This window comes from Planktothrix prolifica NIVA-CYA 540, from assembly GCF_963864145.1.
Classification (GTDB): Bacteria; Cyanobacteriota; Cyanobacteriia; order Cyanobacteriales; family Microcoleaceae; genus Planktothrix; species Planktothrix agardhii.
This window is the reverse complement of record NZ_CAWLTW010000001.1, coordinates 4,832,997-4,858,667: the sequence shown is the minus strand read 5'-3', so window position 1 is coordinate 4,858,667 and position 25,671 is coordinate 4,832,997. Positions and strand designations below refer to the sequence as shown.

Sequence of the window (25,671 nt, the reverse complement as noted above, 5' to 3'; positions counted from 1 at the left end):
TTACTCCCCCTTCCCTCGTAGGGAAGGGGGTTGGGGGGTTAGGTCTTAGGGTTGACGATGGAAAATGAAACAGCCCCCCGTGCACGGGGGGTTTGGGGGGGCTGTTCCGGTGTTCCCTGCTATATCACCAAAATTGGGATTGAGTGACAACTTTTAAAATTCGTCAGTTGCCATGACCGGGCGTGGTAAAATGTGTAAAAATTCGCCCAAATAATTTTTCCCAGAGGTATATTAATTCATGGAAGCAACACTGCTGTTAGCAAAGCTACCCGAAGCTTACTCTATTTTTAGCCCGGTTGTTGACATTTTGCCCGTTATCCCCGTATTTTTCCTGTTGTTGGCTTTCGTTTGGCAAGCCTCTGTGGGATTCAAATAAGAAAACAAGTTTAAGCTATCAGCGTTGAGTTAGAAAATTTGGGGTTTGACTTTCCAATCTTTTTAACTCGACGCTGATAGCATTTTCCCGTTAATATTACTTGCTTCCACCAATTGTTTTTTGGAAAGCGGGTCTTTCGTTTAAACGTTGAATATATTCTAAAACCGCCGGATAGGGGCTTAAATCCAACTTCAACATCAGGGGAATATAAGCCAAAATTGAACCTACCGCAATATCAGCTATGTTCAATTCATCACCCATTAAAAAGGGTTGTTGACTCAGAATTTTATTTAAAGGATTGAGTAAACGAGGAGTTTCTTTTTCCCGATTCGCTTCTATAAAAATCCCCGTTCCCAAGGTAGCATTGCCAAATAATACCCATTGTGTAATGATAGCTCGTTCTTCAGCAGAATTTGGTAATTTACCGTGTTTTTCAGCTAAATATAATAAAATTGCGCCGGACTCCCACAGTTGAAAATCATCTTCTACAATAGCTGGAACTTTACCAATCGGATTAATTGATAGAAATTCGGGTTGCAGGTGTTCCCCTGCCGCCATATCTAATAAAATAAACTCGTAGGCAACCCCAATTTCTTCTAAATACCATTGAACAATTGAAGCCCGACTGCGACCACCACCATAAAGTTTTAACATGGATCTTTATCCTTTTTTAAGATGAGAACTTTCTAAAAAAGTTTATCATAAAATTAGAAAGACAAATCAGGATTAATAACCAGACCCAGGAAAAAGAAGCGTGTTTGATAATATCTGCAAATTTCTAGCGGAGAATTTTTCCGAGGATTTAGCCAGTTGGTTATTAGGTTTTCCGATTCAGTTAACACAACTGAGCCCAACGGAGTTATCCTTAGAACCTATTCGCGCAGATTCCTTAATTTTACTCCAATCTGATCAGTTGATATTGCATACGGAATTCCAAACTCAACCGGATGTAATCATGCCATTTCGGATGTTAGATTATCGAGTTAGGGTATATCGACGGTTTCCTCAAAAGTCAATGCGTCAGGTGGTGATTTATTTACAGCCAACAAAATCTCCTTTAGTTCAACAAAATGCCTTTAGACTAGAAAAAACCTCCCATGAATTTGAGGTTATTCGTCTTTGGGAACAACCAACAGAGGAGTTTTTGAGAATTCCTGGGTTATTACCTTTTGCGGTATTAAGTCAGACTAATGATCCCGCCCTGGTATTAACTCAAATCTCCCAAATAACTGAACAAATTGCAGATAGGCGAGTTCAAAGTAATTTGATGGCTGCATCTGCAATTCTCGCCGGATTAGTGTTAGAACCTGAAGTAATTCAACGGATTATTAGGAGCGATATTATGCAAGAATCTACCATGTATCAAGAAATTCTACGACAAGGTAAAGAACAGGGTCGTGCTGAAGGTCGTGCTGAAGGTCTTACCGAAGGCCGTACTGAAGGCCGTACTGAAGCCTTAAAACAAGTGGCAATTCTATTACTAAAAACGGGAATGAGTTTAGAACAAATTGCCGAAACAACACAGTTAACTGTTCCGCAAATTCAAGCGTTAGAACAAACTCAAGAACAGGAGAATCAAAATAATTAAATATGGGGGCAATTTCCTAGATATTCAGTGAATAGCCCAGGATTTCGCCCCAATTAAAATCTCTTAAATATAGCAATCGTCAAGGCAGTTAGGACAAAGACGGATGTACGGAACCTAGACGGTGAAGTCTTTTCTTTTCCTCCCTATTCCCTTCCCCCCCTAGCCCCCCGTGCACGGGGGTTTGGGGGGGGCTGTTCCCAGATCCGGCGTTCCCTGTTCCCTGTTTCCTGCTATATAATTACAGAACTTGGTGAGTATAAGCGTGTTGTTTGACATTATCTTCATTCCGAATCATCCGTTCAGAATTTAAAACCCGTTTTCGTTCTAAGGAGTAATTAAATTCTTTAAAACTGGTTCCTAAAGGAATATGAAGTTGAGCTTGGGGTCGATTCTTGTAAGTGCGAGTTGCGGCGATCGCGCGATCGCTAAAATTCTCACAAAAATGGGCATCTGTTGTTAATTCCGGGGGAATTTTAGCCTCTGTATTCGTTAAAATAGAACCTAATGTCACCGCCAAAGCCATTTGATATGAAGTCGGAACTCCTTTAAGAATTGCTTCTAAAGCCGCCGAGGGAATGGGTTCAACCACTTGCACTTGATGAACTTCCCCATCTTCTTTAATAAAACAGGTCGCTAAACCAATGACGACATAATCATCAGTCGAGAGATCCGGGGCGTTAGGATAAGCTGTTGCAGTTGTCATAAAAATTAAAAGGTTCAGAATTCCAAGAATCATTCGCTGGTTGCATTGTACCAAGTTCCGATCTTCCCCACCTGAACCGAATTAGACCCGGAAAGGGTCTAAACCCTTACCTGACTTTAACAACAGGGATATTGTCAAACTCATCGAGCTTCACATTTTGCTAAAATATTTAACCAAACTTTATCAAAATTCCCCTGGGGTTTTCCGTTGAACTTGAGCAATGGCTACCGTTACCGCCTGTCTGCTCTCAGGCGTTGATACTCGATAAATTTGCTTAGAAACCAGTAAGGTTTTAACTCCGGCGGCTTCTAAGGCAGCGGCTTCGGCTACACTCGCTGTTCCGACTGCTATTCCCACCCCCGCAGAAGGGTTAGGAACCTCCACAGCCCGCAATACTTCTGAGGAGAAGGTGCGTAAGGGCCAATTTTTGGCTTGGCACAATTCCACTAACCCAGGTTCATTCCCTTTGATATCTAAAGTGGCAATCCCGATGATCGCATTTTCCCCTAAATTATACTGTTGTAAAACCTGCTGAATTGCCATTTCAATTAAAATTCTTGGGGTTAACCGTCCACAACCGACACCGACCCATAACACCTTGGAAAACCACTGGCTTTCAGGAGTATCAAATCTTACCATTTTCTGCAATTGGGAAAAAATCATCGAGTAACAGTAATAGATTAAGATAGATAAATTGTTTCTTTTATGATCATCAATGGGAAAAACTCCTATTTATACAATTATCGGGTATTGGGGGATTGTTAAACAGACTAAAACTTTTGAGCCAGTTGTCAATTTTTATTTTAGGTAAAAAGGCGGAGCATCTATAATGGATCATAGAACAGAATTATTATTAAAACTCGATATTCTTCAAGAATTTTATACAGAAGAAATCGAAACTATTAGCGAATATTTTTCGATTCATAAGTTCTTTGATTTACAAGTGATTATGCCCCAAACAGGTCGGGATTCATCCTTTGGGATTATTCTATCTGGGGAAGTCAGCATCAGTGATGACCAGATAGAAAATTCCAGTCGGACTAAAGGGGATATATTAGGGGAAATGGCATTTATTCATGGCTTGCGATCGGATTTTATTGCTGCTAGTGATGGGGCGATCGCGATTATGACCTTTGATGATATTGAAAAATTAAAACTCAAACAACCTTATTTAGCGGTTAAATTAGTTAATTTTGTCACCAGTAATCTGATTAATAATTTACGAAAAAATGACAAAAAAGATAATACAGAAATCCTGGTATTATTAGCCGATGATCATTTATTTTCGGATTTAATTAATTTAATCAAGGATCATCTTCATATTATTAATAACTTTTCCATTGTCACCTCGGAAAAATTAAAAATAGCCTTAAGAGAAAGCACAAATTTAACCATTAGTCAAGTAATTGAACCCGAAAGTTTAATTTTAGGTGAAACCGCTATTGGTCATCAAATTCTGTTAGATCAAGTCAAAGCAATTATGTATCTTCGAGATCCGGTGAAAGTCGAATCTAACCCCGCATCCGTTGAAGCTTTATCGCGATTATGTGACTTACAACAGGTTTTATTTGCAACTAATTTATTAACCGCAAATGCTATTTTTCAGTATTTAGAATAAAACCCATAATACTCAGGAGATAATCCCATGAATCAACGAGTTTTAATCCTAGGAGGCAGAGGACGAATTGGCAATAGTGTTGCCGAATATCTAGCCCAACATACCGCCGCCGAGATTACCATTACTGGACGAAAATTGACAAGAAATATAGGAATTAATCCCCGATTTCAACAGTTAGAATTAGATTTAGCAGATCAGGATAAATTAGAAAATGCGATCGCCAATTCTGACTTAGTTATTCACTGTGCCGGGCCATTTCAATATCGAGATTTAGGAGTTTTAAAAACCTGTATTCAACATCACGTTAACTATATTGATGTCAGTGATAATCGAGACTTTACCCGCCGGATTTTAGAGCATTCTGAAGCAGCTAAAAATGCCGGAGTCACCGCTATTATTAATACAGGTATTTTCCCCGGTATTTCTAATAGCATGGTGCGTCAAGGAGTGGAACAATTTGATCAAGTCGAAAAAATTCACCTAAGTTATGTGGTGGGAGGGTCTGGGGGGGCTGGAATTACTGTTATGAGAACTACTTTTTTAGGGCTACAATCTCCATTTCAAGTGTGGATAAACGGACAATGGCAAACGATTAAACCCTATAGCGAAAGGGAAACCATTGAATTTCCTTCCCCCTATGGAAAAACCGGAGTTTATTGGTTTGATATGCCAGAATGTTTCACTTTAGTAGACTCTTTTCCCGTTAAAACTGTGATTACCAAATTTGGTACTATTCCCGATTTTTATAATTATTTAACTTGGAGCGTTGCCCATTGGTGGCCAGAAAGTTGGCTAAAAAATCCCGCCGTGATTGAGTTTTTATCCCAGGTAAGTTATCGGATGACCAATGTAACCGATCTTTGGAGTGGTATCGGGGTAGCAGTTCGTTCCTGTGTTACCGGAATTAAACAGGGAAAAACCGTTGATTTTTGTTCTACAATTGTTCATGAAAATACCGCTAAAATTGCCGGAATTGGCACCGGAACAATTGCGGAACTTTGCTTAAATGGTAAAGTGCAAAAGCCCGGAGTTTGGCCCGTAGAACAAATACTTTCGACTCCATTATTTGAAGCCGCCCTGAATCAACGCGGGGTTAATATTCAAACCAATTTTAGTTAGAAATTAAACAGATTAGCGCAAAAATGGAGGGCGTTTACTATCCGTGTCGGTTTTATTTTTAGCCGACTCAGCCAGGAAACGTTTTAAGGCTTTTTCACGATTTTTCATAAACGCCCCCCAAAACCCGGGTTGAAACTCATCCATCGTTTTCGCTAAAGCCCAAACATCAATGGCCAGGATGTTGTACATTCGTTCATCTTCGCACTTGAGGGTATTGATCTGTTCTAGGAGCTTGCGTTTTATACTAGAAATAGATTGATCTTCGTCGTTGGTGTTCATATTGAACGTTTAATAAAAGGGCGTAGCAGTTTAGAATCAACACAGTGAGTTCTAGCAGAATACTTTTGATTAATATGTTACGTCAAACTTCTTTGGGCGCCCTAGGTTTAGTGGTGGGTGGAATCTTAACTGTAGTTGGTTTTGCCGCCTATTTTGCGGATAATGCCACCTTAAACTTAGCTGGATTTTTCTATGGAATTCCCGTATTGTTGGGAGGGTTAGCCCTGAAAGCGGCGGAACTCAAACCCATCCCATTTACTCAAGCCACCTCCTCTGAGGTCTTAGCTCGCCGAGAACAACAGGCTACAGACACCCAAAATCAAGTCCGCAAGGATGTCACCCGGTATCGCTATGGCCAAGAAGCCCATTTATCCGATGTCCTAGAACGTCTGGGACTTAGCCCTAACCGTGAAGAACGTCCCCTCCTCCAAGGTGTTCGAGAAACCCTCATTAATGATTCCTATTCTTTGATTTTAGAGTTTGATTCTCCGTTTATGTCTTTGGAAAATTGGCAAAAAAAACAAGACAAAATTGCTAAATTTTTTGGCCCTAATTTACAAGTTGAAATTAGCCAACCCCGAGAAGAACAGATTGATGTTGCTTTAATTTCAGATAAAAGTTAGTTTGGTTCTTCAGTAGATAGTATGCTGAAGTAATACAGAACCCCATAACCCTAGTTTTCAAGGTGCGCTGTCCCTCGACGACAGGGTTTTATGGTAGTTCACCTACTCCTATCTAGCTGGTATTATTTTATTATCCCGATATATTAACTATATGAAAGAGTCTATTTTATTGATAACAAAAGCCTTAAATTTATATTTTAATCAAGGAGAAATTCCAAAATTTACTCCCAGTATTTATCTGGAAATAAATCAACTTCACCAAGCGATTGAATTGGGAATTAAAAATAACGAACAAAAGATTTTAGACCTAGAAAATATTATTCTGTCTCGTCAGGAAGAATCCCTGCAAATTGTTCTGGAACGAGAAACCGCAGAAACCCATCTTCGCCAGTGTTTAAGTATAGCAAACCGTCACCATTTATCCCTATGTGTTGCTATAATTAACGTCGAAGACAGCCAGTTAACTGATGAAAACCCAGATTTTTTAGCAACTCCATCCTGCCAAATTATTAATTTAATGCAGGAATTAAAACAAATTTTGCGAGAAAGTGATTGGGTCGCCCAATGGAAAACGGATGAATTTCTATTAGCTATTTTTTCGGAATTACCCGGAACAAAAATAGCACTCAACCGAATTTTAGATCGTTTAGTTAATCAAGAAGAATCCCTTGAAAATAATCCCTCTAATTCTTCTGTATATATTGGATATACAAAAGTTCAACCCAATGAACACTATCGCGCCTGCATTGAACGAATAAATCAAGCCCTACAACAAGCTAAAATGACAGGAGAACGTTGTGTTTATTTTTAAGGAAATAGGGAATGGGTAATGAGTAATGGGTAATAGAAAAAGTTTACCTCCCCTGCTCCCCCTGTTAACTCTTAACTTCCGTCATTTCAATAACACGGTCATCTAAATCTTTCACTAAAAAATTTAACGGTCTTTCACTGCGAATTTTATGTTTTACCCCGCGCAATTGTACCTGCATTAAAATTTGTTCTAAACAGTCTTTATCAAAACAAACATGACGTTCTTGATCTTTGGAACCATAACTAGCCCCGCTAATAATATGTAACTGAGTGTTTTTCATTAGTTGATACCATAATCCCTCCGTACCCTGCATTTTAGATGTTACAGTGTTCCCGACGGGGGCAGAAAGATACAGGGGATCAATTCCGGTCGCTCCTAAAGTTTGTTCATAGTTATAGTAATAATGTAAAGGCACATCGGCCACGGACAGTCCTAATAAACCCTCGTAAAAATCCCTGGCTACATTCAAATCAGAAACCATAATTGTATGTACTTTCGGTGCGCTGGTGAGAAACATCCACATGGCCACGGCATAGGCCGCCAGTAGCATCACCATCACCCCCTGAGTCGAAAAAATCCCGTCAAAAACCGGAAATTCAGGGAAAAACGTACTTAACGGTAAAAAATGAAATGAAAAATTCATAAAATTAACGGCTATCAGCATAAATAAATTCAGAGGTAGGAAACCAATAATCGCTGCCATCCCAAAGGCTGAGATGATCTGCTAGTGATCATGTTAACAAAAAGTTTCAGCAACTCCTGTACAATCATATTTTTTTAGTCCAGACGTTGCAGCTTAACGATGACCAATCAGATTGATGTGTTTGTATACGGTACGCTCAAGCCAGGGGAATATAACTATCAACGCTATTGTCAGGGGCGAGTCCTGGCCCAGCGTCCGGCTTTAGCGGTGGGAACACTCTATGCTCTATCTTTAGGTTATCCGGGGATGGTAGCTGGGGATGGTATGGTACAGGGGGTGATTTTATCCTTTGCAGACCCTAATATTTTTTTAGACTTAGATCAATTAGAAGATTACCAACCCCATCGCCCGGCTGAAGAAAACGAATATCAGCGACAACAAATTTCTGTATTTGATCTCAACCATCAACCTTTAGGCTTAGTTTGGGTTTATTTGATGGATATTAAAACCGTTGAGTTTTATTCCGGGGTTTTAATTCCTGATGGGTGTTGGAAAAACCAAGATTAGACCTAAAATATAACCCCAAAAAACCTTATATTTTAAAGTCTCTGGGGTTATATTATTTTAATTGATGGGTCTTGAAACTGCGGCTTTAGGAATCGGAATAATCGGTTGATCCACACTAATACTAACCGCATTCGGAGTAATAATTGGGATCAGAGGTTCATTTAAAGCAATTTGTAAGGGTTCCGAATTGTTCAGGGTTTCAGACTGGGCAAACATCGGAAAACGCCCGGAATTGCCTGAAATTGTACTAGAAAAAGTCATCACTAATAAAGCCGCGATCGCAGTTCCTCCCCAAGTTGCCATCCTACGGGTTCTCTGATTTAACCTTTGGAAAACCAGGGTGGTCAGTTGTTGCACCGAAGTACCAGAAGCAGGAACAGGAGCGTTTTGTAGGCGAGAACGCAGTTGTAGTAATTGTAGATAAGTTGCCTTAATCTTGGGATCAGTATCCAGCCAAAGCTGAACTTGACGGCGTTCTGTCACCGTCGCTTCATTGTCCAAGTAGGCACTGAGTAATTGGATTTTAGGGTCAAGATCCGAGTGTTCCTCAGATATATGTCCCCCGATGGTTAAGTGAGTTTGTGGTTCTGGCTCAAGATTATGCTTCATCCGAACACCCCCGTTCACCAAATATGAAATCAGACATGAGAAATTGGGGTTTAACCTATAGAACTATTATATCCCTATTAACGGGAATTTCACCCGCTCGCCTACACAGATTTTAGGGATTGAGATACACTTGCAGATCGGTTTGTAAGCGTTGACGGGCTCTGGCGATTCTCGATTTTACTGTTCCCAGGGAAACCCCGGTAATTTCAGCGATTTCTTCATAAGCTAATCCTTCAATTTCCCGCAAAACAATCGTGGTGCGGAATGCTTCGGGTAAATCGGCGATCGCTTCATGAAGATGACTATAGAATTCACGGGTTGCCATATCCTCATCGGGGCCTGGGCCATCGGAGGCAATTTCCCAATCCATTTCCCCATCTTCTATACTGCGAGGAGCATCTAAAGATAAGGGGGGTTTGACCCGTTTGCGCTTGCGGAGTTCATCGTAAAATAAATTAGTGGCAATTCGACTTAACCAGCCCCGAAATTTGACGGGTTCTTGTAGACGTTTAATATTACGATAGACCCGAATCCAGACTTCCTGGGCTAAGTCAGCCCGATCCTGCCAGTCTGGGGCCAGGTGATAGAGAATCTTATCAACATGGGACTGATACCGACGAAGCAATTCTGTAAAGGCTGCTTTATCTGGACAGACTCCCTCTTGACACCGCAGGACTAAATCGTTATTGGGGAGTTGTTCGAGGGGCAGTTGCTCTAGGGGGATAGAGACGCCTGCCTTAGACCAAGAGATGGGGATAGATTGGCTCATGGGTGGAACTTGGTTGATGAAAGATTCCGTTAGTTGTTGACGCGACCCGGATTGATAGTGTTCCTGGGTTCAAACTGATTAGTTATGATACCAGGACTAGAGATGAGTTTTTTCACCTAACGGGTGTTTTTCCCTAATGTTAGTGGAAGTTCTGCCCTTTGTCATGAAAAGTTTCTCATCAAATCCGGGGTTTCGTTGTATGAAAGGATACGTTTGCTCGGATTGAGTTTCGGGAAAATTGGAAATCAGAAAAAGGGCGGGTCGATAAAATTTATCTGTGGGAAGCAGAATTAAAATTCGCCCATAGATTAATCTTGTCTCATTAATCCTAGGGGATATTTAAACTTGGGTATTTTTCTAATCTTCATCTTTTTTAGATGAGGAAATACTGCTTGATTAGAGGTGGCAACCAGAAACTATCCTCAATTTTTTCTACTAAACAACGCCGTTGTAAAGATTGTAAGACATTAACTAATTCTAAGTTTAAATTCGGTTGTTTGTCTATTAATTTTGCCAGTTTTAGGGGTTGAGTTTCCCTAGCCAGTATGGACAATATTTGTTTTTCTCTATCGGACAGGCGATCGCACTGTTGCCGTAAAATATCTTTAACATCTTCGGGTAATAAGATGGTATCATTTTGTAATAAATCAGTAACATTGACTCCTAATTCTTGAATCAGAGTTGCGACACTTTTTAACCATAAAGGGTTGCCTTGGTAACGGTGAATAAGTATTGAGTAGTCGATTTCTGCTAACCCGTAATCTCTGAGTATTTCCCCGGCGGCTGCGATATCTAAACCTGTGATTTGTAAGGTACGAATAGGATTATTTTGGCTTTCAATTTGAGAAATTTCTCTGGGTTGTTCCCAACCGATTAAAAGAAAGCAACTTTGATGGGATAATTTTTCTATCTGTTTAAAAAAATGGCGATATTCTTCATATTCTGGTTTATACTTTCCTGCCAATTCGCCACTACTGAAAAGATTGTGAACATCATCTAATATGATTAAACAGCGATGCTTTTGTAAATACTTAATTAGGGATAAGGGTTTCGGTTTAGTTGTAGGGGAGTCTAGTTTTTCTGACTGGGAGAAAAGCTGAATTAGTTCCTGTTGAAATTCGTCTAGGGTGTGGGATACGTTTATAGTGCGCCAAATTATGTAATCGAATTGATTTTTTATTTGTTGTACGATTTGTACTGCTAGGGATGTTTTGCCGATTCCACTAATACCCGTAATAGCAATCAGGCGACATTGTTCTTGTAAAATCCAGGTGGTCAGGGTTTCTAGTTCAGGAGTGCGATCGTAAAAAGCACCCAAATCAGGCATCTCGCTTAAATCTTGATGTGGAGTTTCAGGTTGTTTTGTGTTAGATGTTTCTTGATTTGGTGGGTGTGAGTTTGGTGTATTTGGTGGGTGTCTGGGTTGTTCACAGGTGTTGAAACTACTGGTCACGTTTTGTGTCACTTCTGCAAAGTTTAAAATATTATAGTTTTGTAACCTCTCTATTGCCGATCTAAAATTCTTTTTATTAACATCTTCTCCTAATTCTTCTGAAAGTAATTGCCATAATTCCGATCCAATTTCTCTGATGCGACTTTCAGAACAGTCAAAATCCTTAGCTATTTCTTTGTATGTCTCGCGTTGTAGAGTTCCTCGCAGTACCGCTGCTTGTAAATCGTCAAGATGTTGGCCTGTTTTAGCAAATACTATATCATCAGCGAATTTTAACATTTCTTTAAGATTCATCTGGTTTGGTAGATGCGAGGTTTTTTGTATTGTAGCTCACATCTGCCAGCATTTTCGTACAATTTCGTATATTTTTGTATAAAAGTAGATTAAAGAGAGTGAAAGTGGGGGGGGTTGGGGGGCAAAATAGGATGTTTTTGGGCTAGACAAAGCTTTTATTTATAAGGAAAATGGTAACAGACAGAAGTAAGTTTTAGCCATTGGAGAGGAGTATGGATGGAATTTTAAAGTTTTTGGGAGTTATGGTAGTTGGCGCAATAGTTTTGGCTCTCTTGGCAGGATTAGGGCCATTTGGGGCAATTATTGCATTCCTTATAGTAGGTGCCGCCGTTGTGGGAAAAGGCAAAAATGACAAAAAATGACAAATTCTGGTGATATTGATAGAGGGAATTTTGGAAAAGGAGGAAAGACTTGACTGATTTTACAAGCCTTTCAGACATTAAAGATTCATTAATCAGGGCCTTAGAGACTCTTCCTGAAGAGACGATTCTTCTGGCTGACGAGGCAGGTTCGACCTTTGCAAAAGCTAATCTTGTCGAAAATGTCCAGCAAGACATTGAGCGATTAGAAAGTTTTTGGGAGTTTCTTCACGATTATCGCAATACAAAAGTTATTGCATTAGTTGGAATGGTTAATGCAGGCAAATCTGCTCTTGGAAATCACCTTCTAAATCTTGGAGAATCTGGTGTTTTTCAAGAAGCATCTATTCGTGAAACCTCACAAGCTCAGGAAGCCAAAATTGATGAAGAGACAGTGATTATTGACTTGCCTGGTTTAGGTTCTGTTCTTTGCGAAGAAGATGACACAATAGTTAAAGGCATCATCCGTCGAGCCAATCTTTTACTACTTGTATTTGATGTTAGCTATCCGATTCCGAGACATTTTTACGAGTTTCTGAAAAGCAACGAGGTACTCAAAAGCAAAGCATTACAACGGATTGTTATTGTCATCAACAAAATAGACTGCTTATCTGATTTACCTGAAAAATTTAAACAGAAGCAGATTCAGAGCTATATCAACTTTCTGAGTCATGGTAATGAAAAGATGGAATTTGAAGGAATTGCTAGACTTTTCGACTATGAGATTCCGATTGTCTCATTCTCAGTAGCCGAGGCAAGAAGATATTCAAATAGCGATCGAGAGCGCCAATTAAGGCAAGTGATTTACGAATCTCTTGAAGTTAACTCTAACAGTGCTATCAATCGTGCTGAAGTTGAATTGGTTGAAGTTGCAAGTAAATATTCAATTGTAATTGCCAGTTACATCGCACTACGAAAACGTGAAGAAAAACTGGGCGAACAAATGACATATAAAATTCAAACAGTAATCGGACAAATAAATGAATCCATTAATAGAGAAGTGGATACCTTATCTAACCGTATTGGAAAAATTAGAGGATCTTGTCTTCAAGAGATGCGGAATTATCAAACTACGGGTGATGAGCGTTTTTGGCAAGGTGATAATTTTAGATGGAAGAAGAATAAGTCTATGCAATGCCGAGATAGATATCAGGATGAAATAGTCTCTGAATTTCAGATATTTGTTAGTAACTTGCGAAGTAATATTTTAATTGTTGCAAGAAATTTAGTTGGAAGCTTTCAAATTAGCGAACCTAGTAGTGACTCGATTATATCGAATTTGAAAAATTCTATATACGAAATTTGGGATGCTTTTGATGATTATTGGTTTTTGGATAAAGATAGAGATACATTTGACCGAAGCATTGAACAATCCGATCAATATTTTAATAATGCTGCAAATGAAATTGATAACTGGCTTACTCAATTCCAAAAAAATATTTCGGAAAATATCTTTACAAATTTGACAAAAATTAACATCGTTGAAGAATATTATTTTTACAAAAATTATGCGGATTCCCTAGAATCTTTTTATGAGGTTTTAACCTCTATTGATTGAATCAGGTCTATTTTTTTAAAAATGTACATATTCGAGTAACACAGGAGAAAAAAATGACACAACAACCAGCTTACAAAACCTTCCGCGTTAGCATCAATGCAAATACTCTGCTTGATGATTTTGCTCCGGTTTTAATCAACGATATTTCCCAAAAATTTCAACCTATCTTCCTGTTGAAAGAAAGTTATTGCGAGCAACTTTTACAGCATTGTAACAAGCTCCAGACTTTCTCTGAGTTTACGGCTCTTGCTACGAGACTTCGTGAGTACATTCGAGAAGTGAAAGATGATTTCAAAGATTGTGAAGAGAATGTCAACTATTTCACATTGGTATTCATGGGAGCCGTAAGTGCTGGTAAAACATCAATGATCTGCGACTTTCTTAATGTTAACCCCGATCAACTTAATCAATGGCTTCGCTCCAGCAGTAACTTTCAACCGACAGAAGATGCTGTCATTATTGCAGGTGAAGTTGCAACCACAAATGTATATGAATTCTTGGTTGAATCTAGCCACATTCGACTGGTTGACATTCCAGGGACAGGTGGTGTTGTTCACGACAACACTACAATTGCTCCTTTTATTAACAAGGCTGATTGCCTGATTTTTCTATCCAATGCTCAGTCCGATCTCACCCGTGATGATTATGACTTTGTTGTGCGGCATATAGTTGGACTAAAAGATGCTAGTGAGTTAACTCCGGAAACTGCTTCTAACAAAAAAGCCCTGATTGTTGTTAACAAGTGGAATACAGTAATTCAGAATATCCCAAAAATAGATAATCAGCAAAAGGAATGGGAGAAAAAAAAGAAGTGGATTCTTTGGGGAGGTAAAACTTTCGGTGGATTAAGTAACCTATTCAAGCGAACCCTAACAATTGTTCCGGCTACTACAACCCAAAGGATTTTTGATGAAGAAACAGGAAGCTATGAACGTTACGGAAAAATTGAGCTTACCGAAGTGATAGATGCTCTGAAAAGTATCCTTATGGAAGAGGGCATTCAAATCAAGTTAGATCGTCCTAAAATAATTCTCAAACGCTCTCTAACTAATACAACAGAGGTTCTGAAAAATGAACGCACCAAGCGATCTGTTGATGAATTGGTTGCTGATTTAGAGAAATTAGGAATCAAAGTTTCTGTCAATTCTAACTCCATAATGACACTTTTAAGCTCTCGATTAGAAAGCCTAAAAAATCGTCTAAAACGCGACTTGTATTCTCAAATCAAAGATGGACTTGACGGATGGAAGCCTAGTGTCTCTGTCAAGGATCGAATTAAGGGTTTGTGGCCGAAAGAGTGGTGGGGATCTGAAAAGTTCGGTGCTAAAGCTGTTCAGGAAGAATTGAGAGATCGTTGGAAAACAGAGGTCGAAGATTTATTGCGTGAAAGTATTAAGCCTAAAGATATTAAGCGCACAATCAATGATGAAGCTGATTCGATCAGCAAGCTGCTAGAAGCAACCTTTAAATCACAATTGGCTGAACTTCAGCAGCAAGCGGTAAGGGAACGGCTGTCAAAGGGGGTATCTCTTGAATCGTTTGATGGCACTAATCTCAATTTGACAGGTTCTGGTCAAGCACTTGAGACTGCAATTAATAGAGCAGTATCTGAGGTTCAATACAGCATTGTGGACGATATTATTGGCATCTTTACTTTTGATGCAATTATAGCTTCCTTACTAGGTATTATTCTTAATCCTTTAGGAAGTGCTGTCTTCTTTGCTATTCGACGCTGGATGAGTGGTCAAGCAGAAGAAAAAAAGGCTAAACAAGAGATCGAGGAACAAATTTTGCGTATAGCTGATGAGGCATCTGCTGAGTTGCAAGAACAAGTTGCTGACAAACTTCGAGATTCTGTTCAAAAGTCGGTCGATAGTATTGCCCAAGTAATTCGACGTGAAGGTGAAAGTTTAAGTAAGCTGCTTCAAGCCCTTGATGGTGCGATAACAACCGTAACTGAAATTCGGGAGCGTTTAGAAGATATCTAGTTCGATCGCAACTCTCCCGTAAGTTAGCTTTCCAAACTCAACCTAACATTCATCGGCGTTTAATGTAACTTTGGTGAAGAGCAATCGCACCCCTACCTAAAAAAAAGCGATCGCCTTTCTTATTCTTTTCGCTCGGAGCGATCGCCTTTTCTTGTTTCTGAGAGTGCGATCGCCCCTCCAAAACAAAGCGCGATCGCTCTTTTTATCAACTTCTAAAAACTTCCACTTTTTCCGACATATCCAATCCTTCTTTAACTAAATTATCAGCAGCAGGATTCCGATTGATAAATTCATCTAGTAGTTCAAAAAACTTATCAAGTGCTTTACTTTCATCCTCAGAATAAAAAAGAATGATATTAGCCCAAGATTGGCTAGTCTGTACATTGAATCTTTTTCTTATCCACTCAGGAAACTGCATAAAATCGCTATCTTGTTTCGTTGGCTGTTCTCCTAACTCATATTTAGCAACGCTGTAACCCGACAAAAAAGCCTGAAGACAAATAATAGAGTGTCGTCCCAAGTACATTGAAGGAGCCTTTTTAATTTTCTCAATCAGCCTATATAAATCGTGCATTTTTCACCTCAATATTTTTCAAATAATTGTAAGCTTTTCGGCTCAAAATTCCTCTTCTATAATCTGAAAAATTCCCATACCTAGTTCCAGAGTAGGAGAGGTTAAATTTTGCAGCCATTCCTGCCGATTCACGCCACTATGGTCTATGTTATCAAAAATAATTTCCTCTGATGTCAATTGTAATTGATATTCCTTCATGGTATCCATTATCATCTAAATTACTCGGATCTAAACTCAAACTGCAAAACTCTCCTCCTATCTTTATCTAAAACGTTATAAGGATATTTTGGGAGGAGCTGGCTTAGGGGTATTAGGCGATTGGAATGGGCTATATAAGTATTCCACCACCACCACCAAATCCAAAACTATAACCCCTTGGGGTATTTAGCGCTCATCAGGATTTCGGCTGTTAGAGTCGATAGGAGCGTTACCACTCCTACCTCTCCTTCAAAACGGGTTCTTCAGGACATATTATGCTAAACTATCAGTCAAAACTGCTAAAAGCAATGTATGGCATTGATCAAGGGCAATTTTTGTTCGATCAGGCTGAAAATGGCTCTCGAAATCCTTATAGCCTGCGATACAAGCATTTCGATCTTTGCACTCAATAAATTAGCATAATAAGTACGGAAGAACCGTCTCTGGCATTTCTCCATCAACAACTACCAACCCCACACCGCAGCGAATTGCCGATTCCGCCAAGCGAGTATCAAGTGTTGCGATCGGCAATTCCAATCTTAATGCTAACTCTAAATAAGCTGCATCATAAGCAGCTAAACCTTCTTGTCTTCCTAGTACCAGAGTTGACGACAGTGCGTTGCTATCCGTAGCTTCATCAACCTGAATTAAAAGTGATTGTAAAAAAGTAATAGCCATCTCAGATTGCTCAGTCGTCATGCGATTGCGTCGCTCGGCAACCAGGAGAGTATTAGCAACTTCTAGCGACCAAATTCCTGGTACAAACGCTTCGCAATCCGGCATCATCGCGAGTATAGCATTAGCATAATCGTTATCTTCATCCACTAAGCACCAACTGATTGCTACAGAACAATCCAATATAAACTGCATTAGAACCTGCGCCCTTCTTCTATCATTTCGCGGATTGAGCTTTTATCCAAGGCAATTTCTTGCCGTAGTTGTCGCATTCTACCAATTGCTGTTTGAATTGATTTTTTAGTAGTCAGTTGTCCCCAAGCGTTATACTTCGGTTTAACTTCCTCCGATGGTAGAGGCTGCACAACTACCACCACTTCCACAGAAGTATCTTTAAACTCAGTGGGCATTTGGAGAAGCAATATGCCATCGGTTCCAATATGTGATCGCAGTTTCATTGTTTCCATGTCAGACTCCAGAAACTTCGAGCAATTCTAGTTTACCTCAATGTTCTCCCATATCAGATTGGTCTACAATTAGGGGCAATATGGGAACAGCAAACCGTTCCTATTCAATTGAGTGGGAATTTGGCTCATAGTAAAGCGCGGGGATTGGTGCTTTCAGGCGCACTTGCTGAGTTTTCTACGATCTTACTTGCATTCGCTTGGACTCGTTCGACAGATGCACCTGTAATCCTTGGACACCTCAACTTTTTCTCGGAGTTTAATGTCTGTTTTTTTCGTCACGAATTAGCTTTTGAGCTTTACCCAAGGAAAAAAGGAATTGTTTAAGCAATATGCGATCGCGCTTTCTTGTTTCTGATGAGCGATCACCTAAAATATAGTGGTTTTCAATTGGAGAGACATTAAAAACCCGATAACTTTCACGAAATCGGGTTTTTAGATCATACCTCAAGTAATCGCAAACCCCTTAGATGTCTAAATCAGTTAAATTTAGGCGGGGAGCATGGGTTTCGATGAACTCCCGACGGGGGGCCACGCGATCGCCCATTAATATAGTCGCAACTTAAGAAACCGGGTTTCTCAGATAACTAAAGCATCCCAGCCAAGATTTTATTCAGAAACCCGGTTTCTTAACCCCACCCGTAGGCGCAGCCAGCCGAAGGCATCGCCTCACTAAAAGAAAGCGCGATCGCTCTATCTAAAATACTTACGGAAAATAGGGAAACCCCTGCTATAATAAAGCTAAAGAATCAGACTTAAAGTTATGAAGTACCCACTCCATACAGTTTCCAAACCTGTCTCAGGCAGCGAAGTTCAGAAACTAGCCCATGCCTTTAAGAGTGGCGGTTATATTGCAAATGAAGCTGCTTTGGCTTTAGTTGAACGTATTGCCAATCGTCGCCGTCGTCAGAAGTCTGCTAATGCCGCCCAGTAGTAAGTTTACTGGAGTTGATTTCTCCGAGTTACCCGTCGAGCATCTGACCGCAAATCTTACCATTTCTGCTCAGGGGTTTCGTTGTCTACGGGGTGAATTTGTCACTTACTGGCGACAAGGGCGGATTCAGCGAGAGATAGACGCTCGTATCAGTCAATGCTGGATTTTACGCCATGAAAACACTTTGGCAGGTTATATCACTCTACTCGCGGATAAACTGGTAGTTGATGAAACAATCCTGCTAGATGAGGGTGTTCAGTACCGATCGTTTCCAGCCATCAAGATTGGTTTACTGGCGTGAGTCCTTACCGCCATCTGTACCTTATCGCACTATGTATCTCGATCTCAAGCCATTGATCGATCTGTTGAGTATCCAAGATATTGAACCAACCGAAAATTAAGTCATAAAAATAGTGCAGGTTAAGAAACTGGTTTTCTCAGATAACTCAAGTATCGCCGCCGAGATTTTATTCAGAAACTCGGTTTCTCAACCCCACGCGATCGCTCTTTTTGTCAACTTCTAAAAACTTCCACTTTTTCCGACATATCCAATCCTTCTTTAACTAAATTATCATCAGCAGGATTCCGATTTATAAATTCATCTAGGAGTTCAAAAAACTTATCAAGTGCTTTACTTTCATCCTCAGAATAAAAAAGAATGATATTAGCCCAAGATTGGCTAGTCTGCACATTGAATCTTTTTCGTATCCACTCAGAAAACTGCATAAAATCGCGATCTTGTTTCGTTGGCTGTTCTCCTAACTCATATTTAGCAACGCTGTAACCCGACAAAAAAGCCTGAAGACAAATAATAGAGTGTCGTCCCAAGTACATTGAAGGAGCCTTCTTAATTTTCTCAATCAGCCTATATAAATCGTGCATTTTTCACCTCAATATTTTTCAAATAATTGTAAGATTTCGGGTTTCTCAGATAACTCAAGAACCGAGATGAGTGTTCACCAAACCCGGTTTCTCACTCCACGCGATCGCCCCTCCAAAAGAAAGAGCGATCGCTCTGTTTCTAATCAGTTCTCTATATTTTTTTATTTCCATGATAGACTGTTTTCAGGGAAATCAAAGACACTTGTTATGTTGACAAAATACCTCCAAGCCGCTTTGCATAAAGCCAAGTACAAGATATTGACAGATGATGGTACTTTTTTCGGGGAAATTCCCGGCTTTCAGGGTCTATGGGCTAATGCAGATGCACTCGAAACTTGCAGAGAAGAATTGGCAGAGGTTTTGGAAGATTGGATTTTGTTGCGGATTTCGCAGAATTTGCCTTTACCTGTTGTCGATGGAATAGAATTATCGATCAAGGAAGTTGCATAATGCCTGCTTTTGGGCCAAAGCGATCAATATCTGCGGTATAATATTAAGTATAGCGATCGCAAGGCGAGACTATGCAAACCATCCTTTTAAGCCGAGAAGAAGTGGCACGACGCGCCCGACAATTGTATGAGAGTAGCATCCGTCAACAAGTTGAGATAGACGAAAATATCGGCAAGATGGTGATCATCGACTTTGAATCAGGAGACTACGAAGTAGATGAAACCGGGTTAAAATCAGCCCGAAAACTCAGTGAAAAACATCCAAATGCTCGTCTATTTGGTATTCGTATTGGATACAATGTAGCCGTATCATTCGGTGGAATTATGGAGCGTGTTTACAGGTGATTTCCGGCATTGTAACTGATAGACACGCAACCATCACCCTGACATTTCTGCTCTTCAACGGCTCAACTATACCGATTAAAATCGATGATTTGTAGTGCGATCGCCCCTCCAAAAGAAAGCGCGATCGCCGTTAAAACACAATTTTAAAGGTTAAAATAAATATATATACTCTTAAACAAGCGATATGCCTCTCAGTGAACTTTTACCCACAGTTAATCAATTATCTCATCAAGATAAACTGCGACTCATTCACTTTCTCCTACTTGCAGTTGCCAAGGAACAAGGATGCAGCCTAGAACCTGCTGAAGATACTAATTCAGAAAATATACTTTTGAATCAACTAGCATCAACGAGTGCAGTTGTATGGTCTCCACAGGCAGATCAGGAGTCAATTCAAGCATTATCAGAACTTCTAGCTACCGCCCAAGAATCAGCCCATGCTTAATAGTCAGCGATTCCCATTTATAGAGAGAATTGATAGCCTTGGGCGATCGAGTGTCATGCCATATTTGCCCATTACTCTCTCCATCGGTAGCAACTCTGTAGAAGTGATGGCATTATTAGATACTGGTGCAAGTGTTAATGTTCTCCCATATCAGATTGGTCTACAATTAGGGGCAATATGGGAACAGCAAACCGTTCCTATTCAATACCATTACCATGCGATCGCAACTTAAGAAACCGGGTCGATCAGATAACTCAAGCATCGCCGCCGATATTTTATTCAGAAACCCGGTTTCTCACTCCACGCGATCGCAAATGCGTTGAAGATTAAAAACCCGATAACTTTCACGAAATCGGGTTTTTAGATCATACCTCAAGCAATCCCAAACCCCTTAGATATCTAAATCAGTTAAATTTAATCGGGGGGCGTGGGTTTCGATGAACTCCCGACGGGGGGCAACCCGATCGCCCATTAATACAGTAAAAATCCGATCAGCTTCGGCGGCATCTTCAACTTCAACCCGTTTAATCATGCGAGTGTCTGGGTTCATGGTGGTTGTCCAAAGTTGTTCTGGCATCATTTCCCCTAACCCTTTAAACCGTTGAATATTGTAGTTGGCATTGGCGGGTAAACTTCTCAAATGCTCTTGCAATTCTCGCTCATTGTAACAGTATTGATGGTTACGTCCCCGTTCCACTTTGTACAGGGGAGGACAGGCAATATAAATATAGCCTTGATCCACTAATTCCCGTTGATAACGATAGAAAAAGGTGAGTAACAAAGTTCGGATGTGGGCTCCATCAACGTCCGCATCGGTGTTATGACAGCAGAGTCCTCCAGTTCCACAAACAAAGTTTTCATCCCCATCAACGGAGAAGTCATAAACATACTCTCCAACTAATTCAATCTCCTCTGCCTTGATAACTTTTAATCCCATTAAATCTTCACTAATGGGTAAATAATCCATCGGTTTTTGAGTCGGAAGTTGTAAATAGGCGTTGAGTTTTTCTACCCCTAAATGACGTTGCCAAATTAAACGACAACTTTCGAGTTGTTGTTTGCCACAAAGGGTCAGGGTATAGTAGGGATAACGGGTTTGAATTAGGGCTGTGTCATTCAATTGAGGTTGATGTTCACTGGTACTCGCAATTAATCCCAATTGTCCGAATAAATAGAGTAATCCATTCTTAATTGAATTGGAGTTTGTAGTCCAAGAAATATTCGCCCCACTGGTTGTACCATCCCCTAAGAAATACCCCTCTAAAAAGGCAATTTGTAAAGGTTCTGTCACCGAGAAAACCAGATCAGGAATTTGTTTTTCATGGGATTTTTTTCCTAATCCCCAAGCCTGTAAAAGTCGGGCAGCAGCTACACTATTAAAGTACAGTTTAATCCCCTGACTTTCGGGATCATTATAGCGGCGTGGGGTTTCCCCAAATACCTCTTGAATAGCTGTAATTAACTCAGGAATAAATCGCTCATCTTTTGTGCCTAAATTCAGGCTGACTTGATGTTTTGATAGGGTTCCTTCCGCTACATACCAACCCAAAAACCACATCAATTCTGAAGTAATGGGTAAATAGCGATCAAAGGCTTTATTCTGGTGCGCTTGAGGAACAATTTTTAGGTTATCCCCCAACTGAATTAACTCGCTTGGTGTGAAATATTCAAAGGGTTTGTAATTACTAACTTCTCGCCAACGGGCGTTTTTACTGCTGTCATCTTGAGTCAGGAGTTGATCAATTTTAGAGGGAAGGGTTTGGTAAACAATATTTTCGTTACCTCCAATTGTCTCTAAATAATCCAAGAAATTAGACAAAATTGGGCGATTAATTCCCCGTTCCCAGTGATTAATAGTAATGGGTTGTTTGACTCCAATGGCAGTTGCCAATTGTTTTTGAGTCATGCCTAATGCTTGACGTTGGGCAATTAATTGTTCCCATCCTTGAGCATCTAATTCAACCCGGGTTTCACTGAATAATTCCGGTTTGTCAACCTGGGCTAAAATTCGCCGACTGGCAATTTTACGAACATCTTCTCCTTGTAAATATAATGATTGAGTTACACCCGCTTCATATAAAGTTCGGAGTAAATCAATTCGGGTTTGGGGTTCAGTTGAACGGGGTAAACGACGACTGGCAACTAACCAATCTCCCGGTTTAATTTCATTGCCTTTTTTGAGTTTAACTTCCCCGTTTTCATAAACAAAAACACTATGGGAAGATGTGACTTTAATCTGACGATTATAGCGAGTCGTCAGTTGATACATGGGTTCTTCATGACCGTGACGAATTACGGCTTTAATCGGACGAAAACGGGTGGCATGGGTTACGGGATCAAAGGCAATCACTTGATAGCGTTCTGGGGTACGTTTCCCTTCGATACACTCATCAATAAATTTGCCAATTTCCACAAATTCCGTTTTTCCGGTATCTTCCATTACTAGGGTTGGTTCATCACCCGCAACGCTCATAATTATGACTTTGTGATACCGCAATTGAGAAGCATCAAATTCTTCTCCTTTTATCCCTAATCCTAATGCTGTAATTAAGGATTGAATTTCATTATTTTTGTAGATTTTGGCATCATCGGTTTTCTCGATATTCAGGATTTTTCCCCGTAAAGGAAGAATGGCTTGGGTACGGCGATCGCGTCCTTGTTTGGCGCTATTATGCACAAATATACCCGCCGATAATGCGAAGTTATGGCTATGGGGAATCTCAATATCATAAACATCATGCCGTTCTTCTAACCATTCAATAGAAACTACCCGATGGTTATAGTTACGAATAGCAGTTCTGGTGGCAACTTCATCCCCTTCAAAATAGCGATCGCAAAAGGTTTTAAACTTCAGTATACTGTTATCTTTTTGACGTTTGCGATAATCTTCGTACTTGTCAACGTCCATATACCCATAATGGGAATAGACTTTATAAAGCGCAGCCAGTGTTTTGGCATAATAGGTTTCATCTAATGCTTGACGGCGTTTTTTACGAAAATCTCTTGTCCATTGTTCCTTCGTTTTTTCCCGTCGCCATTCCAAAAGTTCTTCATCTTCCCATTGTTTTTTCGCTGCTTCAGAATAAGATTCTCGTAATTCCTGGTTATCTGCAAACTGTTGACGCACCCGTTCCGATTGTTTTAGGCGATTTTCTTCATGACTCCAATATTCTTGTTGCGCCTGATATAACATTTCATTATTTTCTTGGCGATACTCCTCATTACTTTCATAAAACTCTCGCCATTTCTCCCCCATATAAGCTTTATATTCCTCATTTTCCCATTGTGCTTTAGCTTGTTCTGACAGGATTTGTCGGGTTTGAGGGTGCATCATTCGTTGCTTCATAAATGCTCGGAATTCTTCACTTTGATGCACTTGGCGACTTTTCTCAATCACATCAGGACGATGTAAGGTTTTTTCCAAATTAGCGCGATGTAAGGCTAAATGTTCTTCTGCTGGTAAGCGTTTGATATTGGTGGGATTATTGTTAAGTTTATGAAAATCAACATGGTGACGATGATTGCCTTCAGACGCTTGATAAACCCCATGTTTTAAGTTATAAAAATCGGCTAATAAATGGGTATAAATCCATTTATCATAACCGGGGTTCCAAACCATTTCATAACCGTTTAATCCTCCATCTACCCCTTTCTGAGAAATTTTGCGATGAAATGGCATTAAGGAATCTTCTGGGGTTAATTCTGCTGCTGCTTTATAGGTGCGATCGCGCAACATAAACGGGTGCTCGGGAGTACAAATCAGGGTTTCTCCATTATCTAAAGTTAATTTCACGACTTGGGCATTTTTCTTCGTTAGTCGTGCATTGGTGATGCGTTCAATGGCTATATTGCCACTTTGATTAATGGTGTAGCAAAAATGCTCTTTCCCCTCAGCCTGCTCATCAACAATTTCTTTGATAGTTTTTTCTGACCCATCAGCCAGCAATATATAAGTAAAACTAATGAAACAACCGCCAGCGCTGTCCCCTTCGACTAAGAAAATCTCGGATTCATGGGGATCTCGGGTACTACAGTCCGCTAATTTACCGGGTAAAGGTGAGGATTCTAAGACCGATTTTCGACGAACTAAATCCCGGGCTCGACGAGCGGCTTCTGCGGCTTTAAAGGCTTGGATGGCTTTCTCAATTATCGCATCGGCAATTCCTGGATTAAATTCTAAATACTCGGTTAAAGCTTCCCCCACCAAGGAGTCAACAATTCCCCGAACCTCTGGATTTCCTAATCGGGTTTTGGTTTGTCCTTCAAATTCAGGATCGGGAACTTTCGCAGAAATAACGGCGGTCAGACCTTCCCTAATATTTTCCCCGCCTAAATTTGCTTCTCCTTCTTTAAGTTTATTCCGTTTACGGGCGATCGCATTTAAAGTCCGAGTCAAAACGGTTTTTAACCCTTCCAAATGGGTTCCACCATCGATAGTTCTAATATTATTAGCAAAGCCTAAAACCGTATCACTATAGGCATCGGTACACCACTGCAAAGCGACTTCTATTTGAACATTACTCCGTTCTCCACAAGTATAAATAATATCTTCATGGAGGGGTTGTTTATCATTGTTCATGTAGGCGATATACTCCCGAATTCCGCCTTCATAACGGTAGGTTTCTATCCTGGGAGTTTCCCGTCTTAACAGTTCTAAACGACTATCTGTCAGAGTAATTTTAACTCCCGCATTCAAATAGGCAAGTTCCCGTAAACGGGAAGCAATGGTATCACAATCAAACTCAATTCCGGTAGTAAAAATTACAGTATCAGGTAGAAAGCAAACGGAGGTTCCGGTGCGGGCTTCTTTGATCGGTTTTGATGTCAGTTCCGTGGCGGGAGTCCCCCGTTCAAAGCGTTGGGAATATTCTTTTCTATCACGAAAAACCGTGACTTCTAACCATTCTGATAAGGCGTTAACAACGGAAACCCCGACCCCATGTAAACCCCCAGAAACCTTATAACCGCCACCGCCAAATTTACCTCCGGCGTGCAGAACTGTTAACACCGTTTCTAAAGCGGACTTTCCGGTTTTAGAATGGGTATCGACGGGGATACCGCGACCATCATCGGTGACGGTGACGGAACCATTGGCGTTGAAATCGATTTCGATGTGGGTGCAATAGCCAGCCAGCGCCTCATCGATCGCATTGTCTACAACCTCGTATACTAAATGGTGGAGTCCTCTTGGCCCTGTGGAACCAATGTACATTCCAGGGCGTTTGCGAACGGCTTCCAAACCTTCAAGGACTTGAATTTGGTCGGCGCTGTAATTGCTGGTCATTTGATCACGACTCCAGTATTGGTTGAGTAAAAACGTCCCTTATGGCGTTCTTACATTAAAATGA

The 25,671-nt window shown here is 40.3% G+C and carries 29 protein-coding genes; 15 read left to right on the top strand and 14 right to left on the bottom strand.

The window, feature by feature from the left end; all coding sequences use genetic code 11:
* Positions 1-238 precede the first annotated feature (238 nt).
* The gene (locus AC559H_RS21625; protein WP_071782508.1) at positions 239-376 is read left to right on the top strand and encodes a photosystem II reaction center protein K; all 138 of its coding nucleotides are present in this window, start codon (positions 239-241) and stop codon (positions 374-376) included.
* A 96-nt stretch (positions 377-472) separates the two neighbouring features.
* Here AC559H_RS21625 and AC559H_RS21620 read toward each other — a convergent pair whose 3' ends face one another.
* Positions 473-1,030 carry a glutathione S-transferase family protein gene (locus AC559H_RS21620; RefSeq protein WP_026788424.1) on the bottom strand — a complete coding sequence of 186 codons (558 nt, stop codon included), beginning with the start codon at positions 1,028-1,030 and terminating at the stop codon, positions 473-475.
* 100 nt (positions 1,031-1,130) lie between these two features.
* Between AC559H_RS21620 and AC559H_RS21615 the strand changes: the two genes are divergently transcribed.
* A complete protein-coding gene (locus AC559H_RS21615; protein WP_026794972.1) occupies positions 1,131-1,964 on the top strand; it encodes an Rpn family recombination-promoting nuclease/putative transposase in 834 nt (277 codons plus the stop codon).
* Positions 1,965-2,202: 238 nt separating this feature from the next.
* Here the strand turns inward: AC559H_RS21615 and AC559H_RS21610 are convergent, their stop codons facing one another.
* Positions 2,203-2,667 (bottom strand): hypothetical protein, encoded by a 465-nt coding sequence (locus tag AC559H_RS21610; protein ID WP_026788422.1) that lies wholly within the window; start codon positions 2,665-2,667, stop codon positions 2,203-2,205.
* Between the two features lie 183 nt (positions 2,668-2,850).
* Positions 2,851-3,330, bottom strand: coding sequence for a cobalamin biosynthesis protein (locus AC559H_RS21605; RefSeq protein ID WP_233423070.1), 480 nt, complete (start codon positions 3,328-3,330; stop codon positions 2,851-2,853).
* A 166-nt stretch (positions 3,331-3,496) separates the two neighbouring features.
* Between AC559H_RS21605 and AC559H_RS21600 the strand changes: the two genes are divergently transcribed.
* On the top strand, positions 3,497-4,285 hold the full coding sequence (locus tag AC559H_RS21600) for a hypothetical protein (protein WP_026794974.1): 789 nt from the start codon (positions 3,497-3,499) through the stop codon (positions 4,283-4,285).
* 27 nt (positions 4,286-4,312) lie between these two features.
* On the top strand, positions 4,313-5,404 hold the full coding sequence (locus AC559H_RS21595) for a saccharopine dehydrogenase family protein (RefSeq protein ID WP_026788419.1): 1,092 nt from the start codon (positions 4,313-4,315) through the stop codon (positions 5,402-5,404).
* A 12-nt stretch (positions 5,405-5,416) separates the two neighbouring features.
* Here AC559H_RS21595 and AC559H_RS21590 read toward each other — a convergent pair whose 3' ends face one another.
* Positions 5,417-5,683 carry a hypothetical protein gene (locus AC559H_RS21590; protein WP_026788418.1) on the bottom strand — a complete coding sequence of 89 codons (267 nt, stop codon included), beginning with the start codon at positions 5,681-5,683 and terminating at the stop codon, positions 5,417-5,419.
* 74 nt (positions 5,684-5,757) lie between these two features.
* On the opposite strand from AC559H_RS21590, the gene AC559H_RS21585 reads away from it, so the two are divergent.
* Complete coding sequence (locus tag AC559H_RS21585) at positions 5,758-6,306, top strand: DUF2854 domain-containing protein (protein ID WP_026794975.1); 549 nt, start codon at positions 5,758-5,760, stop codon at positions 6,304-6,306.
* 151 nt (positions 6,307-6,457) lie between these two features.
* Positions 6,458-7,117 carry a diguanylate cyclase domain-containing protein gene (locus tag AC559H_RS21580; protein ID WP_026794976.1) on the top strand — a complete coding sequence of 220 codons (660 nt, stop codon included), beginning with the start codon at positions 6,458-6,460 and terminating at the stop codon, positions 7,115-7,117.
* A 64-nt stretch (positions 7,118-7,181) separates the two neighbouring features.
* On the opposite strand, the gene AC559H_RS21575 is transcribed toward AC559H_RS21580, so the two are convergent.
* The gene (locus tag AC559H_RS21575) at positions 7,182-7,781 is read right to left on the bottom strand and encodes a VOC family protein (protein ID WP_026794977.1); all 600 of its coding nucleotides are present in this window, start codon (positions 7,779-7,781) and stop codon (positions 7,182-7,184) included.
* 138 nt (positions 7,782-7,919) lie between these two features.
* Between AC559H_RS21575 and AC559H_RS21570 the strand changes: the two genes are divergently transcribed.
* Positions 7,920-8,327 (top strand): gamma-glutamylcyclotransferase family protein, encoded by a 408-nt coding sequence (locus tag AC559H_RS21570; protein WP_026788414.1) that lies wholly within the window; start codon positions 7,920-7,922, stop codon positions 8,325-8,327.
* Positions 8,328-8,384: 57 nt separating this feature from the next.
* Here AC559H_RS21570 and AC559H_RS21565 read toward each other — a convergent pair whose 3' ends face one another.
* The 3 genes from AC559H_RS21565 to AC559H_RS21555 form a co-directional block, all read right to left on the bottom strand.
* A complete protein-coding gene (locus tag AC559H_RS21565; protein ID WP_051319737.1) occupies positions 8,385-8,936 on the bottom strand; it encodes an anti-sigma factor family protein in 552 nt (183 codons plus the stop codon).
* Between the two features lie 112 nt (positions 8,937-9,048).
* Positions 9,049-9,705 carry a sigma-70 family RNA polymerase sigma factor gene (locus AC559H_RS21560; protein ID WP_026788413.1) on the bottom strand — a complete coding sequence of 219 codons (657 nt, stop codon included), beginning with the start codon at positions 9,703-9,705 and terminating at the stop codon, positions 9,049-9,051.
* 373 nt (positions 9,706-10,078) lie between these two features.
* On the bottom strand, positions 10,079-11,452 hold the full coding sequence (locus AC559H_RS21555; RefSeq protein WP_026788412.1) for a helix-turn-helix domain-containing protein: 1,374 nt from the start codon (positions 11,450-11,452) through the stop codon (positions 10,079-10,081).
* A gap of 212 nt (positions 11,453-11,664) precedes the next feature.
* On the opposite strand from AC559H_RS21555, the gene AC559H_RS21550 reads away from it, so the two are divergent.
* The 3 genes from AC559H_RS21550 to AC559H_RS21540 are packed head-to-tail and all read left to right on the top strand — an operon-like array spanning position 11,665 to position 15,357.
* Positions 11,665-11,814, top strand: coding sequence for a hypothetical protein (locus AC559H_RS21550; RefSeq protein ID WP_155806295.1), 150 nt, complete (start codon positions 11,665-11,667; stop codon positions 11,812-11,814).
* 49 nt (positions 11,815-11,863) lie between these two features.
* The gene (locus tag AC559H_RS21545; RefSeq protein WP_026794979.1) at positions 11,864-13,369 is read left to right on the top strand and encodes a GTPase; all 1,506 of its coding nucleotides are present in this window, start codon (positions 11,864-11,866) and stop codon (positions 13,367-13,369) included.
* A 53-nt stretch (positions 13,370-13,422) separates the two neighbouring features.
* Positions 13,423-15,357 carry a P-loop NTPase family protein gene (locus tag AC559H_RS21540; RefSeq protein ID WP_027250318.1) on the top strand — a complete coding sequence of 645 codons (1,935 nt, stop codon included), beginning with the start codon at positions 13,423-13,425 and terminating at the stop codon, positions 15,355-15,357.
* A 205-nt stretch (positions 15,358-15,562) separates the two neighbouring features.
* Here AC559H_RS21540 and AC559H_RS21535 read toward each other — a convergent pair whose 3' ends face one another.
* The 4 genes from AC559H_RS21535 to AC559H_RS21520 all read right to left on the bottom strand — a co-directional run bounded on the left by AC559H_RS21535 (position 15,563) and on the right by AC559H_RS21520 (position 17,271).
* Positions 15,563-15,931 (bottom strand): hypothetical protein, encoded by a 369-nt coding sequence (locus AC559H_RS21535; RefSeq protein WP_051319738.1) that lies wholly within the window; start codon positions 15,929-15,931, stop codon positions 15,563-15,565.
* Positions 15,932-15,973: 42 nt separating this feature from the next.
* On the bottom strand, positions 15,974-16,138 hold the full coding sequence (locus AC559H_RS21530) for a papain fold toxin domain-containing protein (RefSeq protein WP_158295822.1): 165 nt from the start codon (positions 16,136-16,138) through the stop codon (positions 15,974-15,976).
* Between the two features lie 405 nt (positions 16,139-16,543).
* Entirely contained in the window at positions 16,544-16,999 is a 456-nt protein-coding gene (locus tag AC559H_RS21525; protein ID WP_026794981.1) for a type II toxin-antitoxin system VapC family toxin, read from the bottom strand.
* A complete protein-coding gene (locus AC559H_RS21520; RefSeq protein ID WP_026788408.1) occupies positions 16,999-17,271 on the bottom strand; it encodes a hypothetical protein in 273 nt (90 codons plus the stop codon). Before AC559H_RS21520 ends, AC559H_RS21525 begins: the two co-directional genes overlap by 1 nt.
* 760 nt (positions 17,272-18,031) lie before the next feature.
* Between AC559H_RS21520 and AC559H_RS21515 the strand changes: the two genes are divergently transcribed.
* Positions 18,032-18,202, top strand: a complete 171-nt coding sequence (locus AC559H_RS21515) for a hypothetical protein (protein WP_162832334.1) — start codon at positions 18,032-18,034, stop codon at positions 18,200-18,202.
* 513 nt (positions 18,203-18,715) lie between these two features.
* On the opposite strand, the gene AC559H_RS21510 is transcribed toward AC559H_RS21515, so the two are convergent.
* Positions 18,716-19,084 (bottom strand): hypothetical protein, encoded by a 369-nt coding sequence (locus AC559H_RS21510; RefSeq protein ID WP_071782507.1) that lies wholly within the window; start codon positions 19,082-19,084, stop codon positions 18,716-18,718.
* Positions 19,085-19,150: 66 nt separating this feature from the next.
* Here AC559H_RS21510 and AC559H_RS21505 point away from each other — a divergent pair, with 66 nt between their 5' ends.
* The 4 genes from AC559H_RS21505 (at position 19,151) to AC559H_RS21490 (ending at position 20,555) form a co-directional block, all read left to right on the top strand.
* A complete protein-coding gene (locus tag AC559H_RS21505) occupies positions 19,151-19,534 on the top strand; it encodes a type II toxin-antitoxin system HicB family antitoxin (RefSeq protein WP_233423073.1) in 384 nt (127 codons plus the stop codon).
* A gap of 71 nt (positions 19,535-19,605) precedes the next feature.
* Positions 19,606-19,878 carry a hypothetical protein gene (locus AC559H_RS21500; protein ID WP_026788403.1) on the top strand — a complete coding sequence of 91 codons (273 nt, stop codon included), beginning with the start codon at positions 19,606-19,608 and terminating at the stop codon, positions 19,876-19,878.
* A 184-nt stretch (positions 19,879-20,062) separates the two neighbouring features.
* Entirely contained in the window at positions 20,063-20,323 is a 261-nt protein-coding gene (locus AC559H_RS21495; protein ID WP_026788402.1) for a hypothetical protein, read from the top strand.
* A gap of 55 nt (positions 20,324-20,378) precedes the next feature.
* Positions 20,379-20,555: a pepsin/retropepsin-like aspartic protease family protein gene (locus AC559H_RS21490; RefSeq protein ID WP_233423074.1), complete on the top strand. Its 177-nt coding sequence runs from the start codon at positions 20,379-20,381 to the stop codon at positions 20,553-20,555.
* Between the two features lie 159 nt (positions 20,556-20,714).
* Here the strand turns inward: AC559H_RS21490 and AC559H_RS21485 are convergent, their stop codons facing one another.
* Complete coding sequence (locus tag AC559H_RS21485) at positions 20,715-25,607, bottom strand: ATP-binding protein (protein ID WP_026794982.1); 4,893 nt, start codon at positions 25,605-25,607, stop codon at positions 20,715-20,717.
* Positions 25,608-25,671 lie beyond the last annotated feature (64 nt).

Coding starts and splice junctions, on each gene's coding strand:
- AC559H_RS21590 (WP_026788418.1), bottom strand. CDS start 5,683: ATGAACACCAACGACGAAGATCAATCTATTTCTAGTATAAAACGCAAG.
- AC559H_RS21530 (WP_158295822.1), bottom strand. CDS start 16,138: ATGGATACCATGAAGGAATATCAATTACAATTGACATCAGAGGAAATT.
- AC559H_RS21600 (WP_026794974.1), top strand. CDS start 3,497: ATGGATCATAGAACAGAATTATTATTAAAACTCGATATTCTTCAAGAA.
- AC559H_RS21610 (WP_026788422.1), bottom strand. CDS start 2,667: ATGACAACTGCAACAGCTTATCCTAACGCCCCGGATCTCTCGACTGAT.
- AC559H_RS21495 (WP_026788402.1), top strand. CDS start 20,063: ATGCCTCTCAGTGAACTTTTACCCACAGTTAATCAATTATCTCATCAA.
- AC559H_RS21540 (WP_027250318.1), top strand. CDS start 13,423: ATGACACAACAACCAGCTTACAAAACCTTCCGCGTTAGCATCAATGCA.
- AC559H_RS21620 (WP_026788424.1), bottom strand. CDS start 1,030: ATGTTAAAACTTTATGGTGGTGGTCGCAGTCGGGCTTCAATTGTTCAA.
- AC559H_RS21575 (WP_026794977.1), bottom strand. CDS start 7,781: ATGCTGATAGCCGTTAATTTTATGAATTTTTCATTTCATTTTTTACCG.
- AC559H_RS21525 (WP_026794981.1), bottom strand. CDS start 16,999: ATGCAGTTTATATTGGATTGTTCTGTAGCAATCAGTTGGTGCTTAGTG.
- AC559H_RS21585 (WP_026794975.1), top strand. CDS start 5,758: ATGTTACGTCAAACTTCTTTGGGCGCCCTAGGTTTAGTGGTGGGTGGA.
- AC559H_RS21490 (WP_233423074.1), top strand. CDS start 20,379: ATGCCATATTTGCCCATTACTCTCTCCATCGGTAGCAACTCTGTAGAA.
- AC559H_RS21535 (WP_051319738.1), bottom strand. CDS start 15,931: ATGCACGATTTATATAGGCTGATTGAGAAAATTAAAAAGGCTCCTTCA.
- AC559H_RS21500 (WP_026788403.1), top strand. CDS start 19,606: ATGCAAACCATCCTTTTAAGCCGAGAAGAAGTGGCACGACGCGCCCGA.
- AC559H_RS21550 (WP_155806295.1), top strand. CDS start 11,665: ATGGATGGAATTTTAAAGTTTTTGGGAGTTATGGTAGTTGGCGCAATA.
- AC559H_RS21485 (WP_026794982.1), bottom strand. CDS start 25,607: ATGACCAGCAATTACAGCGCCGACCAAATTCAAGTCCTTGAAGGTTTG.
- AC559H_RS21625 (WP_071782508.1), top strand. CDS start 239: ATGGAAGCAACACTGCTGTTAGCAAAGCTACCCGAAGCTTACTCTATT.
- AC559H_RS21515 (WP_162832334.1), top strand. CDS start 18,032: ATGAAGTACCCACTCCATACAGTTTCCAAACCTGTCTCAGGCAGCGAA.
- AC559H_RS21565 (WP_051319737.1), bottom strand. CDS start 8,936: ATGAAGCATAATCTTGAGCCAGAACCACAAACTCACTTAACCATCGGG.
- AC559H_RS21580 (WP_026794976.1), top strand. CDS start 6,458: ATGAAAGAGTCTATTTTATTGATAACAAAAGCCTTAAATTTATATTTT.
- AC559H_RS21560 (WP_026788413.1), bottom strand. CDS start 9,705: ATGAGCCAATCTATCCCCATCTCTTGGTCTAAGGCAGGCGTCTCTATC.
- AC559H_RS21605 (WP_233423070.1), bottom strand. CDS start 3,330: ATGATTTTTTCCCAATTGCAGAAAATGGTAAGATTTGATACTCCTGAA.
- AC559H_RS21505 (WP_233423073.1), top strand. CDS start 19,151: ATGAGTGTTCACCAAACCCGGTTTCTCACTCCACGCGATCGCCCCTCC.
- AC559H_RS21570 (WP_026788414.1), top strand. CDS start 7,920: ATGACCAATCAGATTGATGTGTTTGTATACGGTACGCTCAAGCCAGGG.
- AC559H_RS21595 (WP_026788419.1), top strand. CDS start 4,313: ATGAATCAACGAGTTTTAATCCTAGGAGGCAGAGGACGAATTGGCAAT.
- AC559H_RS21510 (WP_071782507.1), bottom strand. CDS start 19,084: ATGCACGATTTATATAGGCTGATTGAGAAAATTAAGAAGGCTCCTTCA.
- AC559H_RS21520 (WP_026788408.1), bottom strand. CDS start 17,271: ATGGAAACAATGAAACTGCGATCACATATTGGAACCGATGGCATATTG.
- AC559H_RS21555 (WP_026788412.1), bottom strand. CDS start 11,452: ATGAATCTTAAAGAAATGTTAAAATTCGCTGATGATATAGTATTTGCT.